The 14,497-nt window shown below is 66.1% G+C and carries 15 protein-coding genes and 1 tRNA gene; 9 read left to right on the forward strand and 7 right to left on the reverse strand.

Annotated elements, in window-relative coordinates:
- From LPA45_RS04290 to LPA45_RS04305, 4 genes are read left to right on the forward strand one after another with little or no spacing between them, the layout of a single operon-like run.
- Complete coding sequence (locus LPA45_RS04290) at nucleotides 1–942, forward strand: glycine betaine ABC transporter substrate-binding protein (RefSeq protein ID WP_116317452.1); 942 nt, start codon at nucleotides 1–3, stop codon at nucleotides 940–942.
- A gap of 10 nt (nucleotides 943–952) precedes the next feature.
- Complete coding sequence (locus LPA45_RS04295; protein WP_116317453.1) at nucleotides 953–1,603, forward strand: ABC transporter permease; 651 nt, start codon at nucleotides 953–955, stop codon at nucleotides 1,601–1,603.
- Nucleotides 1,600–2,775 (forward strand): betaine/proline/choline family ABC transporter ATP-binding protein, encoded by a 1,176-nt coding sequence (locus LPA45_RS04300; RefSeq protein WP_116317454.1) that lies wholly within the window; start codon nucleotides 1,600–1,602, stop codon nucleotides 2,773–2,775. Before LPA45_RS04295 ends, LPA45_RS04300 begins: the two co-directional genes overlap by 4 nt.
- A gap of 45 nt (nucleotides 2,776–2,820) precedes the next feature.
- A complete protein-coding gene (locus LPA45_RS04305; protein WP_116317455.1) occupies nucleotides 2,821–3,195 on the forward strand; it encodes a hypothetical protein in 375 nt (124 codons plus the stop codon).
- Nucleotides 3,196–3,238: 43 nt separating this feature from the next.
- Here the strand turns inward: LPA45_RS04305 and LPA45_RS04310 are convergent.
- Nucleotides 3,239–3,328 (reverse strand) — tRNA-Ser (locus LPA45_RS04310).
- Between the two features lie 285 nt (nucleotides 3,329–3,613).
- On the opposite strand from LPA45_RS04310, the gene LPA45_RS04315 reads away from it, so the two are divergent.
- Nucleotides 3,614–4,120 carry a glycine zipper 2TM domain-containing protein gene (locus tag LPA45_RS04315; RefSeq protein WP_116317456.1) on the forward strand — a complete coding sequence of 169 codons (507 nt, stop codon included), beginning with the start codon at nucleotides 3,614–3,616 and terminating at the stop codon, nucleotides 4,118–4,120.
- Nucleotides 4,121–4,198: 78 nt separating this feature from the next.
- Here the strand turns inward: LPA45_RS04315 and hemW are convergent, their stop codons facing one another.
- The 5 genes from hemW to LPA45_RS04340 all read right to left on the reverse strand — a co-directional run bounded on the left by hemW (nucleotide 4,199) and on the right by LPA45_RS04340 (nucleotide 8,936).
- Nucleotides 4,199–5,446, reverse strand: a complete 1,248-nt coding sequence (hemW, locus tag LPA45_RS04320) for a radical SAM family heme chaperone HemW (RefSeq protein ID WP_116317457.1) — start codon at nucleotides 5,444–5,446, stop codon at nucleotides 4,199–4,201.
- Entirely contained in the window at nucleotides 5,443–6,060 is a 618-nt protein-coding gene (gene rdgB / locus LPA45_RS04325; RefSeq protein ID WP_116317458.1) for an RdgB/HAM1 family non-canonical purine NTP pyrophosphatase, read from the reverse strand. Before rdgB ends, hemW begins: the two co-directional genes overlap by 4 nt.
- A 14-nt stretch (nucleotides 6,061–6,074) precedes the next feature.
- A complete protein-coding gene (rph, locus tag LPA45_RS04330; protein WP_116317459.1) occupies nucleotides 6,075–6,794 on the reverse strand; it encodes a ribonuclease PH in 720 nt (239 codons plus the stop codon).
- A gap of 131 nt (nucleotides 6,795–6,925) precedes the next feature.
- Complete coding sequence (locus LPA45_RS04335; RefSeq protein WP_116317460.1) at nucleotides 6,926–7,840, reverse strand: PP2C family serine/threonine-protein phosphatase; 915 nt, start codon at nucleotides 7,838–7,840, stop codon at nucleotides 6,926–6,928.
- Nucleotides 7,841–7,895: 55 nt separating this feature from the next.
- Nucleotides 7,896–8,936: a serine/threonine-protein kinase gene (locus LPA45_RS04340; RefSeq protein WP_116317461.1), complete on the reverse strand. Its 1,041-nt coding sequence runs from the start codon at nucleotides 8,934–8,936 to the stop codon at nucleotides 7,896–7,898.
- A 216-nt stretch (nucleotides 8,937–9,152) separates the two neighbouring features.
- Here LPA45_RS04340 and LPA45_RS04345 point away from each other — a divergent pair, with 216 nt between their 5' ends.
- From LPA45_RS04345 to LPA45_RS04360, 4 genes are all read left to right on the forward strand, one after another.
- The gene (locus LPA45_RS04345) at nucleotides 9,153–10,088 is read left to right on the forward strand and encodes a YicC/YloC family endoribonuclease (protein WP_116317462.1); all 936 of its coding nucleotides are present in this window, start codon (nucleotides 9,153–9,155) and stop codon (nucleotides 10,086–10,088) included.
- Nucleotides 10,089–10,145: 57 nt separating this feature from the next.
- Nucleotides 10,146–10,808, forward strand: coding sequence for a guanylate kinase (gene gmk, locus LPA45_RS04350; RefSeq protein WP_116317463.1), 663 nt, complete (start codon nucleotides 10,146–10,148; stop codon nucleotides 10,806–10,808).
- 95 nt (nucleotides 10,809–10,903) lie between these two features.
- The gene (rpoZ, locus tag LPA45_RS04355; protein WP_006578656.1) at nucleotides 10,904–11,107 is read left to right on the forward strand and encodes a DNA-directed RNA polymerase subunit omega; all 204 of its coding nucleotides are present in this window, start codon (nucleotides 10,904–10,906) and stop codon (nucleotides 11,105–11,107) included.
- A gap of 91 nt (nucleotides 11,108–11,198) precedes the next feature.
- Nucleotides 11,199–13,730: a bifunctional (p)ppGpp synthetase/guanosine-3',5'-bis(diphosphate) 3'-pyrophosphohydrolase gene (locus LPA45_RS04360; protein ID WP_233527954.1), complete on the forward strand. Its 2,532-nt coding sequence runs from the start codon at nucleotides 11,199–11,201 to the stop codon at nucleotides 13,728–13,730.
- Nucleotides 13,731–13,847: 117 nt separating this feature from the next.
- Here the strand turns inward: LPA45_RS04360 and greB are convergent, their stop codons facing one another.
- Complete coding sequence (greB, locus tag LPA45_RS04365) at nucleotides 13,848–14,411, reverse strand: transcription elongation factor GreB (protein WP_116317464.1); 564 nt, start codon at nucleotides 14,409–14,411, stop codon at nucleotides 13,848–13,850.
- Nucleotides 14,412–14,497 lie beyond the last annotated feature (86 nt).

Below are 14,497 nucleotides of genomic sequence, written 5' to 3' on the forward strand. Positions count from 1 at the left end.
ATGCAATTCATCCGCCGCCGTGCGCGGCGCGCCGCGATGCTGGTGGCAGCCGTCACCGCGTTCGCGGCAGGCCTGGCGCTGGCCACGGCGCCCGAGGTGCACGCGGCCGATGCCGGCGCAGCGCCGATCCGCGTGGGCGGCAAGAACTTCACCGAGCAGTTGCTGCTGTCGTCGATGACGTCGAAGTACCTGCGCGCCAAGGGCTTCACCACCGAGCTGACCGCTGGCCTGGGCAGTACGCTGATGCGCCAGGCCATGGAAAGCAACCAGCTCGACGTGGTCTGGGACTACACCGGGACCGCGCTGATCGTGTTCAACAAGGTCCAGGAAAAGCTGGGCGCGAAAGAAAGCTATGAGCGCGTCAAGCAGATGGACGGCGCGCGCGGGCTGGTGTGGCTGGATGCCTCCAACATCAACAACACCTATGCACTGGCGATGCCGAAGGAACGCGCTGGCAAAGGCGTGGCCACGCTGTCGGCGTTTGCCGAGCAGATGCGCAAGGCCGGCCCCGATGCCAGCCACCCGTTCGCTGTCGACATGGAATTCGCCGCGCGCCCGGATGGCCTGGAGCCGCTCAAGGAGTTGTACAAGCTGCCGTTCTCGCGCCGCGACGTGATCCAGCTCGACCCGGGCCTGGTCTACACCGCGCTGAAGAACAACCAGGTGGAACTGGGGCTGGTCTACGCCACCGATGGCCGCGTCAAGGGCTTTGACTTGGTGCTGCTGGAAGACGACCTGCATTTCTTCCCGCCTTACAACGCGGTGCCGGTGGTGCGCAAGCCGTTGCTCGACAAGCATCCGGAACTGGCGGGCCTGCTCAACGCGCTGGCGGTCAAGCTCGACAACGAGAGCATGACCGACATGAACTACAAGGTGGACATCGGCCAGCAGCCGGTGGACAAGGTCGCGGAGGACTTCCTGCGCAGCCACGGACTGATCTGAGGAGGGCCGCATGGACTTGTTCACTTACCTGCAGCACAGCTGGCCCACGCTGCTGAAGATGACCGGCGAGCATCTCGCGCTGGTCGGCTCGGCGGTGGGGCTGGCAATCCTGATCGGGGTGCCGCTCGGCGTCGTGATCACGCGCTTCCGCGCACTGGCCACGCCGCTGCTGGCACTGGCGACGATCGTGCTGACGCTGCCGTCGATCGCGCTGTTCGGGCTGATGATCCCGATCTTTGCGCGCTTCGGCCATGCGCTGGGGTATGTGCCGGCGGTGACGGCGGTATTCCTGTACTCGCTGCTGCCGATCATGCGCAACACCTACACCGCGCTGGCCAATGTCGACCCCGGCATCCAGGAAGCGGGCCGCGGCATCGGCATGACCACCTGGCAACGGATGCGGCTGGTCGACCTGCCGCTGGCCGTGCCGGTGATCCTCGGCGGCGTGCGTACCGCCGTCGTGATGAATATCGGGGTTGCCACCATTGCCGCCATCATCGGCGCGGGTGGCCTCGGGGTGCTGATCCTGCAAGCGATCAGCCAGAGCAACATGAGCAAGCTGGCCGTGGGCGCGGTCCTGGTCAGCCTGCTCGCCATCGTGGCGGACGCTTTCCTGCAGTGGTTGCAGCGGGCGCTGACGCCGAAGGGGATCCGTCTATGATCGAACTCGACCAACTCACCAAGTCCTTCCCGCAAAAGAACGGCGCTGAAGTGCGCGCGGTGGATGCCGTGTCGCTCAAGGTGCCAAGCGGCGAGATCTGCGTCTTCCTCGGCCCGTCAGGCTGCGGCAAGACCACCACGCTAAAGATGATCAACCGGCTGATCGAGCCGACTTCGGGCACGGTGCGCATCGAGGGCGAGGACACGCGCGGCATCGACGGCGTGACCCTGCGCCGCAAGATTGGCTACGTGATCCAGCAGATCGGCCTGTTCCCCAACATGACCATCGAAGAGAACATCATGGTGGTGCCGCGACTGCTCGGCTGGGACAAGAAGCAATGCCGCGAGCGCGCGCGCGAACTGATGGCGATGGTGCAGCTCGATCCCAACCTGATGCTCGGCCGCTATCCGCGCGAGCTGTCGGGCGGGCAGCAGCAGCGCATTGGCGTGATCCGCGCGCTGGCGGCCGATGCGCCGGTATTGCTGATGGACGAACCGTTCGGCGCGGTCGACCCGATCAACCGGGAAAGCATCCAGAACGAGTTCCTGCAGATGCAGCGCCAGCTCGGCAAGACCGTGATCATGGTTTCGCACGATATCGATGAAGCGATCAAGCTGGCCGACAAGGTCGCGGTGTTCCGCCGTGGCAAGCTGGTGCAGTTCGACCACCCCGATGCGCTGCTGGCGCATCCGGCCGATGAGTTCGTGCAGGCCTTCGTCGGCCACGACAACACGCTCAAGCGCCTGCTGCTGGTGCGCGCCGGCGACGCCGCCACCATGCCGCCGAGCTGCCGCCCTGACATGCCGCTGGCCGAAGCGCTGGGCGTGATGGACGATGCCGACGTGCGCCACCTGCCGGTGGTGGACGACGCGCAGCGCGCGTTGGGGTACGTCACGCGTCGCGACGCGCGCTCGGGCAAGGGCGTGTGCAGCGAGGTGATGCGTCCGTTCGCGGTGACCGCGGCGTTCGACGAGCACCTGCGCATCGTGCTGTCGCGCATGTACCAGCACAACACCAGCTGGCTGCCGGTGATGGGTGCGGATGGCGACTACCTGGGTGAAGTGACGCAGGAATCGATCGCCGGCTACCTCAGCTCCGGCCGTTCGCGCGGCCAGTCGGCGCTGGCAATGCCGGCGGTCGCCGCGCCGGCGCCGCTGCGCGCCGCGGCCTGAGGGCAGGGCAAGGCAGGGCGCGAGCATCCGGGCTATGCTTGACGCATGCTCCGCTACTGCCGCTCTCCGCTCTGCCTGGTCGTCGAAACCCGCTGGCTGATCCCGCGCGGCTTTGACGGCTTTACGCCTGGCCCACTGATCCTGCTGCGGCCCGGCGCCAGCGATGCGCTGATCGAACACGAAAAGGTCCACGTGCGCCAGTTCTGGCGCAGCTGGGGGCTGATGGGCGTGCTGTATCTCGCCAGCCGGCGCTGGCGGCTGCGCTATGAGGTGGAGGCGTACCGGGAGCAACTGCGGTACTGCCACCCGGACTCGGCACACGCATTTGCGCGCGTGCTGGCGCAGAAGTACCGGCTGAAAATTTCAGAGGCCGAAGCCTACCGGTTGCTGACGCAGTGTCCGGAATCGACTTCCAAATAAGAACGGCCCGCACCGGTTGCCTGGTGCGGGCCGTCTTGCTGTCTGGCGGAAGCGGTGAGATTCGAACTCACGGATGGGTCACCCCATCGGCAGTTTTCAAGACTGCTGCCTTAAACCACTCGGCCACGCTTCCGGAAAGTGCGGGCATTGTAGCGCGAAAGGGCGGATCCTTCGGCGCCTTGTTGCCATCGACCTGACGGTCAGGCCGCGCATTATACAAGGCCTGCGTGGCAGCGGGTGGCCTGCGCTGCAATGAACCTGCGTGCGTAAGCTTCCTGCCACACCGCGGGCCGGTGGCTGTCGGCGTCTGTCTGACATCGCGGAACCTTCACATGTGGTCGTCGCTCATATTGGTGTGCCCGGGGGCGCGGTGTGTGCCGCATTCCCGGCTTCGCCTGGCAACAGAGGAGAACTCAATATGCGAATGCAAAGCAAGAAATGGCTGGTTCTGCCAGCCGCCGCCGCGGTGGCGGTTCTGGCTGGTTGTGCTGCGCCGTACGGCGGCGGCTACAGCAATACCGGATACAACACGGCGCCGCCTCCGGGCTACCAGACGCCCAATAGCACGCAGGCGCCTGCCGGTTCGGTGTACTACGGCCGCGTGGAATCGATCGAGCCGATCACCTCCACGCAAGGCAGTTCGGGCCTGCTCGGCACGGTCATCGGCGGTGCCGCCGGCGGCCTGCTGGGACACCAGGTCGGCGGCGGGCGCGGGCAGACCGCGGCCACCATCGGTGGTGCCGTGGTCGGCGCGGTGGCGGGCAACCAGATCGAGAAGCGTGCGGGCAGCAATACGCAGAACGCGTATCGCGTCAACGTGCGCCTGGACGATGGCCGCGTCGCGACCGTGACGCAGTCGAGCCTGGGCAACCTGCAAGTGGGCATGCGTGCGCGCGTGGCCAACGACATGGCGACGGCGTATTGACGCTGGTTTCCGTGCGGAAAGAGAAAGGCCACGTGTTTGCGTGGCCTTTTTTCTTGATGATACCGCTCCGTCCGCAACTCAGTCCTTCAGGAACATCTCCTGCAGGTCATTGAGAAAGCGCCGCCCAAGCTCCGTCGGACGGATAGTGGTCAGGTCCGCTTCCAGCAATCCCTTCTTCTCCGCTTCGGCCAGTTGCTTGCTGATGGTATGCAGCGGCAGCCCGGTATGGTCCTGGAAGCTCGATGCCGGCACGCCATCGGTGAGCCGCAGCGCATTGAGCATGAACTCGAACGGCAACTCGTCCGCGCTCACGTCGCGCGCTTCCTGCAAGGCATTGCCGGCAAGTGCCTGCGCCATGTACGTAGCCGGGTGCTTGTGCCGCATCTGGCGCAGGATGCGGTGCGGGAACGACAGCTTGCCGTGCGCGCCCGCGCCGACGCCAAGGTAGTCCCCAAACCGCCAGTAGTTGAGGTTGTGGCGCGCCTCGCGATGCGCCTTGGCATAGGCCGACGTCTCGTAATGGCGATAGCCCGCCTCGGCCGTGCGTGCCTCGATCAGGTCCTGCATCTCGTACGCGCTGTCGTCGTCCGGCAGCGCTGGCGGGTACTTGGCGAACAGCGTGTTTGGCTCCAGCGTCAGGTGGTATAGCGACAGGTGCGTCGTGCCGTACGACAGCGCGGTCTCCAGGTCCTGGCGGCACTCGTCCATCGTCTGGCCCGGCAGGGCGTACATCACGTCGAGGTTGATGTTGTCGAAACTCGCCTGCGCGATATCGATCGCCTTGCGCGCTTCGGCGCTGCCGTGGATGCGGCCGAGCGCCTGCAGGTGCCGGTCGTTGAAGCTCTGGATGCCGATCGACAGCCGGTTGATGCCGCTGGCGCGGTAGCTGGCGAACTTGTCGGCCTCGAAGGTGCCGGGGTTGGCCTCCATCGTGATCTCGGCATCCGCATCGAGCGGCAGCAAGGCGCGGATATCGGACAGCAGGCGGTCCATGCCGGCTGCCGACAGCAAGCTGGGCGTGCCGCCGCCGATAAAGACGGTATGCACAGGGCGGCCCCACACCAGCGGCAGCGATTGCTCCAGGTCCGCGCGCAGCGCGTCCAGGTAGATCTCTTCCGGGATCTCGTGGTTGTCGGCGCCCGGCGCGGCGTGCGAATTGAAATCGCAATACGGGCACTTGCGCACGCACCACGGGATATGCACGTACAGCGACAGCGGCGGCGAGCCGGGCAGGCTGATCTGCCCGGGCTTGAGCCACAATTGCTTGCTGTCGACAGGAGAAACAGCGGCCGGTGCCGCACTGCCGGCCGGTACGATCGGGATCATCGGCCGTAGCGCTGCGCGGCGTCGGCCTGCAGCCGGACCACCAGTGCGCGCAGAGCCTGCGCGCGGTGGCTGACCGCGTTCTTCTCTTCTGCCGACAGTTCGGCGGCAGTCTTGCCCAGCCCCGGCAGCAGGAAATGCGGATCGTAGCCAAAGCCGCCAGCGCCGCGAGGCGCGTCGACGACCTCGCCATGCCACACGCCCTCGGCGATCAGCGGACAGGGATCCTCGGCATGGCGCACGAACACCAGCACGCAATAGTAGTGCGCGTGGCGGTCCAGCTTGCCGGCCAGTTGCGACACCAGGTGCGCGTTGTTGGCCGCGTCCGACTTGGGCTTGCCGGCCATCTGCGCGTAGCGCGCCGAATAGACGCCTGGGGCGCCGCCGAGCGCGCGCGCGCTGATGCCGGAATCATCGGCCAGCGCGGGCAGGCCGGACAGCCGGCTGGCGTGGCGCGCCTTGGTCAGCGCGTTCTCGACAAAGGTGACGAAGGGCTCTTCGGCCTCGGGAATGCCCAGGTCGCCCTGCGGCACCACATCGAAACCGAGCGGGGCCAGCAGCGTGCCGAACTCGCGCAGCTTGCCGGCGTTGTTGGAGGCGAGTACCAGTCGTTGCATCGTCGGATCCTGCTTCAGGCCAATCCAAGTGCGTCGCGCTGGTGCTGCACCAGGCGGGCGATGCCGGCTTCGGCAAGGCGCGTCATGGCGTCCAGGTCGGCGCGGCTGAAGGGCACGCCTTCGGCGGTGCCCTGCACCTCGACAAAGCCGCCGCTGCCGGTCATGACCACGTTCATGTCGGTGTCGCAGTTGCTGTCCTCGGCGTAGTCCAGGTCCAGCACCGGCACGCCGTCGACCATGCCGACCGAGACCGCGGCCACGTGGTCGCGGATCGGGCTGGCCGAGATCAGGCCAGCGCGCAGCATGGTGGCAACCGCATCGTGCGCGGCGACAAAGGCGCCGGTGATGGCCGCGGTGCGGGTGCCGCCGTCGGCCTGCAGCACGTCGCAGTCGAGGTGGATAGTGTGCTCGCCCAGCGCCGCCAGGTCGAACACCGAGCGCATGGCGCGGCCGATCAGGCGCTGGATTTCCTGCGTGCGCCCGGTCTGCTTGCCGCGCGCGGCCTCGCGGTCCGAGCGGGTGTGGGTGGCGCGGGGCAGCATGCCGTATTCGGCCGTGACCCAGCCTTCGCCGCTGCCTTTCTTGTGCGGCGGCACCTTGGCCAGCACGCTGGCGGTGCAGAGCACCTTGGTGTCGCCAAAGGCACACAGAACGGAGCCTTCGGCATGGCGGGTGTAGTGGCGGGTAAGGCTGATGGAACGCAGCGCATCGGCTGCGCGGCCGCTGGGTCGCATGGGATAAATGGGTTGGAATCGGGGGAGAGAACGCGATTCTAACGCCGCCGGGCCGTGCGCGCTGCATGCCGGGGCTATCGTTGGGACGCGGTGACGGATAGCCTCGGGCGAACCAGCCTCGGCGAACCAGGTCAGCGCATCAGGTTGCTGGTCTTGTCGATCGCCGCGCGGATCTCGGCGATCGAGCGCTCGATTTCTTCCTCCGACAGCAGGTCGCTATCGGTGCCGGTGCGGTCCAGGATCGAGGTGGTAAACGCATTCAGCGGCAGCGTATCGGTCATCACCGAATCGGGCCCGGTAGTGTTGTTGTCGAGCTCCCACATCATGGCGATGCCGGTGGTGTTGTCGGCACCTTCGCCAGCGTTCTGCAGCGCCAGCTCGATCAGCGCCGGCACCGCCTGCACCACCGACAGCCGCGACAGCTTGTCGACCAGCGCCTGCTCGTCCAGCGGCCCCCACAGGCCGTCGGAGCAGAGCAGGGCGATGTCGCCCGGCTCCAGCCGCACCGGGCCGCCCAGGTCGATCAGCGGCAGGTTGGGCGAGCCCAGGCAGTTGTAGAGCTTGTTGCGCTCGGGGTGGTTGGCCACGTGCATCGGCAGCACGCGTTCCTGCTGCAGCAGGTTTTCGATCTTGGAATGGTCGCGCGTGCGCGTCAGCAGGCGGCCCTTGCGCAACAGGTAGTAGCGCGAATCGCCGGCATGCGCCCAGTAGACCTGGCCGTGCTGTACCAGGCAGCAGACCACCGTGGTACGCGGCACGTCGGCCATGCGGTTGGCTTCCGCATAGCGGTGGATCTCGCGGTGCGCCAGCATGATGGTGTCCTGCAGGAACTCCGCGGGATTGCGCACCACCGGGCGCGCCTGCGCCTGGAACTGGCGCGCCAGCGTCTGCAGCGCCTGCTGGGCGGCCACCTCGCCGTGCGCATGGCCGCCCAGTCCGTCGGCCAGCACCATCAGCAGCGCGTCACGCGTGAAGCAATAGCCCATGCGGTCCTGGTTGACACGGCGGCCGCCTTTCCTGCTTTCCTGGTAGACAGAGAATCGCATGTTGGCTTTGGAAATTCAGTAAGGTCATCGCGCCACGGCGGGCGCGATTTGTGATTTATTCTACGCTCGCGCCCGGGGCCGGCTCGTCGCGGCGGCGCAGCAGCGTGAGGAAGCGTGAAGCCGGGGCAGGGCGCTCGGTTGCAGGAGCCGGCGGCGCTGCCGCCAGCATTGCCTGCTCGCTCAGCGCGTTGGTCTGCTCGCGCAACTCCTTTTGCAGCCGGAACACGCTTTGCGGCCGCTCCGACGGCGCCAGCCGCAGGCACCATTCGACCAGGTCGACCAGGCCGTTGGTATAGCTGCTGCGCAGCCGCACCAGCGCCTCGGCCATGCGGTCGTCCTTCTCGCGCTGGTTGGCTTCCTGTGGCGGCATGCCGGCCATGCAGGCATAAAGCGTGGCCCCCAGGCTGTAGATATCGGTCCAGGGACCCAGGTCGGAATGCTTGCCGTACAGCTCGGGCGCGGCGAAGCCGGGGGTGTACATCGGCTGGAAGCGCGCCGCTTCCATGGTCAGCGTCTGCCGCGCGGCGCCGAAATCCAGCAGGATCGGCGACTCGTCCTCGCGCAGGTAGATGTTGCCGGGCTTGATGTCCAGGTGCAGCAGCTTGTGGATATGCACCTCGCGCAGGCCGCTCATCAGGTCGTGGAAGACCTTGCGCATGAAATGCTCGCGCAGCACCTTGGCGCGGCCCTGCTGCCGGGCGGCCAGCACGTGCTCCTGCAGCGTCTTGCCCAGCTCGTAGTTCATCACCATGTAGACCGTGGCGTTCTCGCGGAAGAAATTCACCACGCGCACCACGCTGGGATGGGAAATGCGGGCCAGCGAGCGGCCCTCTTCAAAGAAATACTTCAGTCCGAGCCGGAATGCCGCGGCGTTTTCCTCGGGCACCACGGGGATCAGTTCGCCCGGATTGCGCCGCGCCAGCGACGATGGCAGGTACTCCTTGATCGCGACCGGCGCGCCGGTTTCATCGGTGGCGAGGTAGACGAAACTGAACCCCCCGCTGGCCAACTTCTTTACAATACGATAGTTGGACAACAGCGTGCCGACGGGCAGCGGTGCACTCTTCAGTTGTGTCGTGCCCTTGGACTCTGTCATGGGAATAGGGGCCGGATTTGCCTCAGCGGATGACTCCGCAGATTTGCCAACGGATTGTCCGGGCTAATCGGTCACTTGTAAAGAACACAAATACGGGCATTGTTGCCCTCCTTTCAACGTTTTGAGAGCGCTCCGGCATCCGGTTGCGGGAGGCTCGAGGAGGGCGCCTGCGGGCCGCCAGCGCCCCAGGGCCGCCTCCACTCACGAGAACATCCAATGATCCACAGCATGACAGGCTATGGCCTGGCGACGCGCCAGGCGCCACTGACCAACGCACAGGGCGAGCCGAGCGGGCGCACCGCCTCCGTTTCGGTGGAATTCCGCACTGTCAATTCGCGTTTCCTCGACCTGTTGTTCCGGGCCCCGGAAGAGTGCCGCGCCTTTGAGCCGGCGCTGCGCGAGATGCTGATGGCCGAACTGTCGCGCGGCAAGCTGGAATGCCGCATCAACCTGCAGCGCACCGATTCGGGCGGCGCCACGCTGGCGCTCAACGACGGCCTGCTGGGGCAGATCCGCGCGCTCGAAACCACCGTGGCCGGCACCTTCCCCAGCGCGGGCACGCTGCGCATGGGCGAGATCCTGCGCTGGCCGGGCGTGCTGGTCGAGCCCGAGCTGTCGCAGGAAGCCCTGCGCGAAGCAGTGACCGGCGCCGCGCGAGAGGCGCTGGACCAGCTGCTCGAAGCGCGCCGCCGCGAGGGCGAGGCGCTCAAGGCGACGCTGATGGAGCGCGTCGATGCCATGCTGGCGATCGTCGAGCGCCTGACGCCGGCGATCCCGCAACTGATCGCGCACCACCAGCAGAAGCTGACCGAGCGCCTGCAGGAAGCGTTCAACCTGGCCGCGCCCACCGGCATGCCGTCGATGAGCCGCGACGAGATCGCGGAGCGCATCCGTCAGGAAGCCACCGTCTACGGCATCCGCATCGACATCGCCGAAGAGCTGTCGCGGCTGCAGGCACACCTGAACGAGACCCGCCATATCCTGAAGAAGGGCGGGCAGGTCGGCAAGCGCCTCGATTTCATGATGCAGGAGCTGAACCGCGAGGCCAACACGCTCGGTTCCAAGGCCGCGGCCAAGGAACTGGCCGATGCCTCGATGGAGCTCAAGCTGCTGATCGAGCAGATGCGCGAGCAGGTCCAGAACCTCGAATAACGCAGCAAAGCATCAGAATCACCCCGAGAATTACCCCGAAGTTACCGAATCATCATCATGAGCCAAACGTCCCAAACCGCGCCGCATCCTCCCATCGACACCGTCTACCCGGGCAACCTGTTCATGGTGGTGGCGCCGTCGGGAGCCGGCAAGTCGACGCTGGTCAACGCGCTGCTGGCGCAGGACCCGGCCATCCGCCTGTCGATCTCGCATACCACGCGCGCGCCGCGCCCGGGCGAGCAGAATGGCCGCGAATACCACTTCGTCAACGTCGATGCCTTCCGCGCGGCGCGTGACCGCGGCGAGTTCCTGGAGTGGGCCGAGGTCCACGGCAACTACTACGCGACCTCGCGCGTGTGGATCGAGCAGCAGATGGCGCAAGGCAACGACGTGCTGCTCGAGATCGACTGGCAGGGCGCGCAGCAGGTGCACCAGCGCTTCTCCAACGCGGTCGAGATCTTTATCCTGCCGCCGTCGCTGACCGCGCTGGAAGAGCGCCTGAAGAAGCGCGGCCAGGACGAGCCCAACGTGATCGTGCGCCGCCTGCTGGCCGCGGGCAGTGAGATGTCCCATGCGTCGGAGTCGGACTACGTCATCATCAACGAGGTCTTCGACAATGCGCTGGAAGAGCTGCGCAACGTGGTTCGGGCCACCCGTTTGCGCTTTTCGTCGCAGAAGGCACGGCACGCGGAGCTGTTTATCGAGCTCGGTATCCACTGAGCCGAGGCACGTGCGCGGAGGCGCCGCCGGCGTTTTCCGCCGCGTGCTGTAAAATGGCATCCCAACACAAGGTTTTGTCCCAAGGTGGATTTGATATGGCGCGTATTACCGTCGAAGATTGTCTGAAACACATCCCGAATCGTTTCGAGCTCGCCCTGGCGGCCACGTACCGTGCGCGCCAGCTGGTGCAGGGCCACACGCCCAAGGTCGAGGCCAAGGACAAGCCGACCGTGGTGGCACTGCGCGAGATCGCGTCGGGCCAGGTCGGCATCGAGATGCTGAAGAAAGTCCCGACCTGATCGACCCGATCGAGCGGCCGGCCCATGGTTCATCCTCGCAACGTGCCAGCATATTTCCAGGCTCTCCAGCCGGATTCCAGGGGCCGCCGCCATGCCTTCGCCGCATCTGCCCTCCCAGCCTTCCTCTCCGCCGACGCCCGCGGCAGGCGCGCTCGGCGATGCGGCGCCGCCCACGGCGCGTAAGCGCACCATCCCGGGCCAGTCTTCCGTGAACGCGCGCACCGGCGCTCCCAATCTTCCCGATCCGCTCGGCGACGACGTCGTCGGGGAGCGTGCCGTCGCGCCGGCGCTGGCGCCGGGCAAGGCGAGGGCGCCCGCGCTGCAGGACGAACTGGCGGCAGTGCAGGAAGCGGCGCCTCCGGTGGCGGACAGTCTGTTTATCGATGCAGTGCTGGCGCAGTCATACCGGCACTTCTTCGGCCCGACCTCGCAGCCGGCGGTGCCGCCGCGCCAGCAGGTCATTTCCATCACCCGGCTGATGGAAAAGCTCGCGTACCTGAAGGCGCCCGACCTGGCGCGCGTACGCGAGGCCTTCCAGTTTTCCGACGAGGCCCACCTGGGCCAGTACCGCCAGAGCGGCGAGCCCTACATCACCCATCCGGTGGCGGTGGCGGAGCTGTGCGCGGACTGGAAGCTGGACGTGCAGTCCATCATGGCGGCGCTGCTGCACGACGTGATGGAAGACCAGGGCATCACCAAGAGCGAACTGGCCGAGAAATTCGGGCCCAAGGTTTCCGAACTGGTCGACGGGCTGACCAAGCTGGACAAGCTTGAGTTCCAGAGCCGCGAGCAGGCGCAGGCGGAGAGCTTCCGCAAGATGCTGCTGGCGATGGCGCGCGACGTGCGCGTGATCCTGGTGAAACTGGCCGACCGTACGCACAACATGCGCACGCTCGACTTCGTGCCGCCGGAGAAGCGCCGCCGCATCGCGCTGGAGACCATGGAGATCTATGCGCCGATCGCGCACCGTCTCGGTCTCAACACGATCTACCGCGAGCTGCAGGAACTGTCGTTCAAGGTCGGCTCGCCGTTCCGCTACGCCACGCTGGAAAAGGCCGTCAAGGCCGCTCGCGGCAACCGGCGCGAAGTGGTCAAGCGGATCCTGGAAGCCGCGCAGAAGTCGCTGGCCGATGCCGGCATCGTTGCCGAACTCTCCGGCCGCGAAAAAACGCTTTACAGCATCTATCGCAAGATGCACGACAAGCAGCTGTCGTTCTCGCAGGTGCTGGACGTGTACGGTTTCCGCGTGGTGGTGGAAACGCAGATGCATTGCTATATGGCGATGGGCGCGCTGCATGGCCTGTACAAGCCGATGCCCGGCAAGTTCAAGGACTACATCGCGATCCCCAAGATCAACGGCTACCAGTCGCTGCACACCACGCTGGTCGGCCCGTTCGGCACGCCGGTGGAGTTCCAGATCCGCACGCGCGACATGCACCAGATCGCCGAGGCCGGCGTGGCCGCGCACTGGATGTACAAGCACCAGGCCGACCACGCCAACGATATCCAGCAGCAGGCGCACCAGTGGCTGCAGTCGCTGCTCGACATCCAGAGCCAGACCGGCGATTCGCAGGAATTCCTCGAGCACGTCAAGATCGACCTGTTTCCGGATGCGGTCTACGTGTTTACGCCCAAGGGGCATATCCGCGCGCTGCCGCGCGGCGCCACCGCGCTGGACTTTGCCTACGCGGTGCACAGCGACCTGGGCAACCAGTGCGTCGCGGTCAAGATCAACAACGAGCTGCTGCCGCTGCGCACCGAGCTCAAGAGCGGCGATATCGTCGAGGTGGTGACGGCGCCGTACTCCAAGCCGAATCCGGCGTGGCTGTCGTTCGTGCGCACCGGCAAGGCGCGCGCGGCGATCCGCCATTACCTGAAGACCACCAAGCTGGACGAGGCGATCCAGCTCGGCGAGCGGCTGCTCGAACAATCCGCGCGCCAGCTCGGCATCGAGCTGAAGGCCGTGCCGCAGTCGGTGTGGGACCGCATGATCCAGTGGACCGGCAACAAGCAGCGCGAAGACATCTTCGCCGACCTGGCGCTGGGCCGGCGCGTGCCGGCGGTAGTGGCCAAGCGCATGGAGATCCTGCTGCAGGAGCTGTCCGGCGACGTCGACAGCGCGCTGCTGGCGGCGGTGCAGACCTTTGCCGGCGAAGAAGCGCCTGCGGTGCCGATCACCGGCGACGAAGGCATGTCGATGATCTTCTCGGCATGCTGCCGCCCGATCCCCGGCGATTCGATCGTCGGTTACCTGGGCAAGGGCGAAGGGCTGCAGATCCACGTGCAGGACTGCAAGATCGCCAAGCGCCTGCACAGCAAGGATCCGGAGCACTGGATCGACGTGATGTGGGCCAAGAAGACCACGCGGGCCTTCGACGTGTCGATCAAGGTGATGGTGCGCAACGTCAAGGGTATCGTCGCGCGCGTCGCCGCGGACCTGACCGCGGCCGATGCCAACGTCGCGCACGTGGCGATGGAGCAGCAGGACGGCAGCCACCAGGAAGCCACCTACATGCAGTTCATCATCCAGGTGCAGAACCGCCTGCACCTGGCCAACGTGATGCGCGGGCTGCGCCGCAACCCCGACGTCATCCGCATCTTCCGCGACCGCAACGACGGCTAGGCGGGCGTTTTTAGGACGGCCCTGGCGTCGTTGTGCGGCCTTGCCGTACTACTTGGACTGTCTGCGGCCGCGCGCTCCTGGCCAGGGCCGCCCTGACACGCCCGCCCACTGGTTCACTTATTGTTTCTCTGACGGGTAGCTGACTTCCAGGATATCGATCTGCTCGACCCCGGCCGGCGTGCGCAGCGGCACGGTGTCGCCCTCGCGCGCCTTGATCAGCGCCTTGGCGATCGGCGAGATCCAGCTGACGCGGTTGCTGTCCAGGTCGACTTCGTCCATACCCACGATGGTGATGGTGGTTTCTTCGCCGGCGCGGTTGGCGTAAGTGACGGTGGCGCCGAAAAAGATCTGGTCGTTGTCGCCCTGCAATGAGGGATCGACCACCTCGGCCTTGTCCAGGCGCCGCGTCAGGAAGCGGATGCGCCGGTCGATCTCGCGCAGCCGCTTCTTGCCGTAGAGGTAATCGCCATTTTCCGAGCGGTCGCCGTTGGATGCGGCCCACGAGACGATCTGCACCACATCGGGCCGGTCGACGTCGATCAACTGCATCAGCTCATTGCGCAGGCGGTTGTAGCCATCGGCTGTGATGTAGTTCTTGGTGCCGGGAGGCAGCGGCGTTGCGCCTTCGGGAAGGTCGTCGTCCTCGTCGCCAGAGGACTCTTTGACAAATGCCTTGTTCATGGTCCGGATCACATCTTCGGGTTCTCATTATAGAAAAACACTGCCGACAGGCCGCACTTCGCGAAAAGAAGAGAAAAAAGTGTCGA

This window comes from Cupriavidus sp. Agwp_2, from assembly GCF_040784895.1.
In the GTDB taxonomy this organism is placed as follows: Bacteria; Pseudomonadota; Gammaproteobacteria; order Burkholderiales; family Burkholderiaceae; genus Cupriavidus.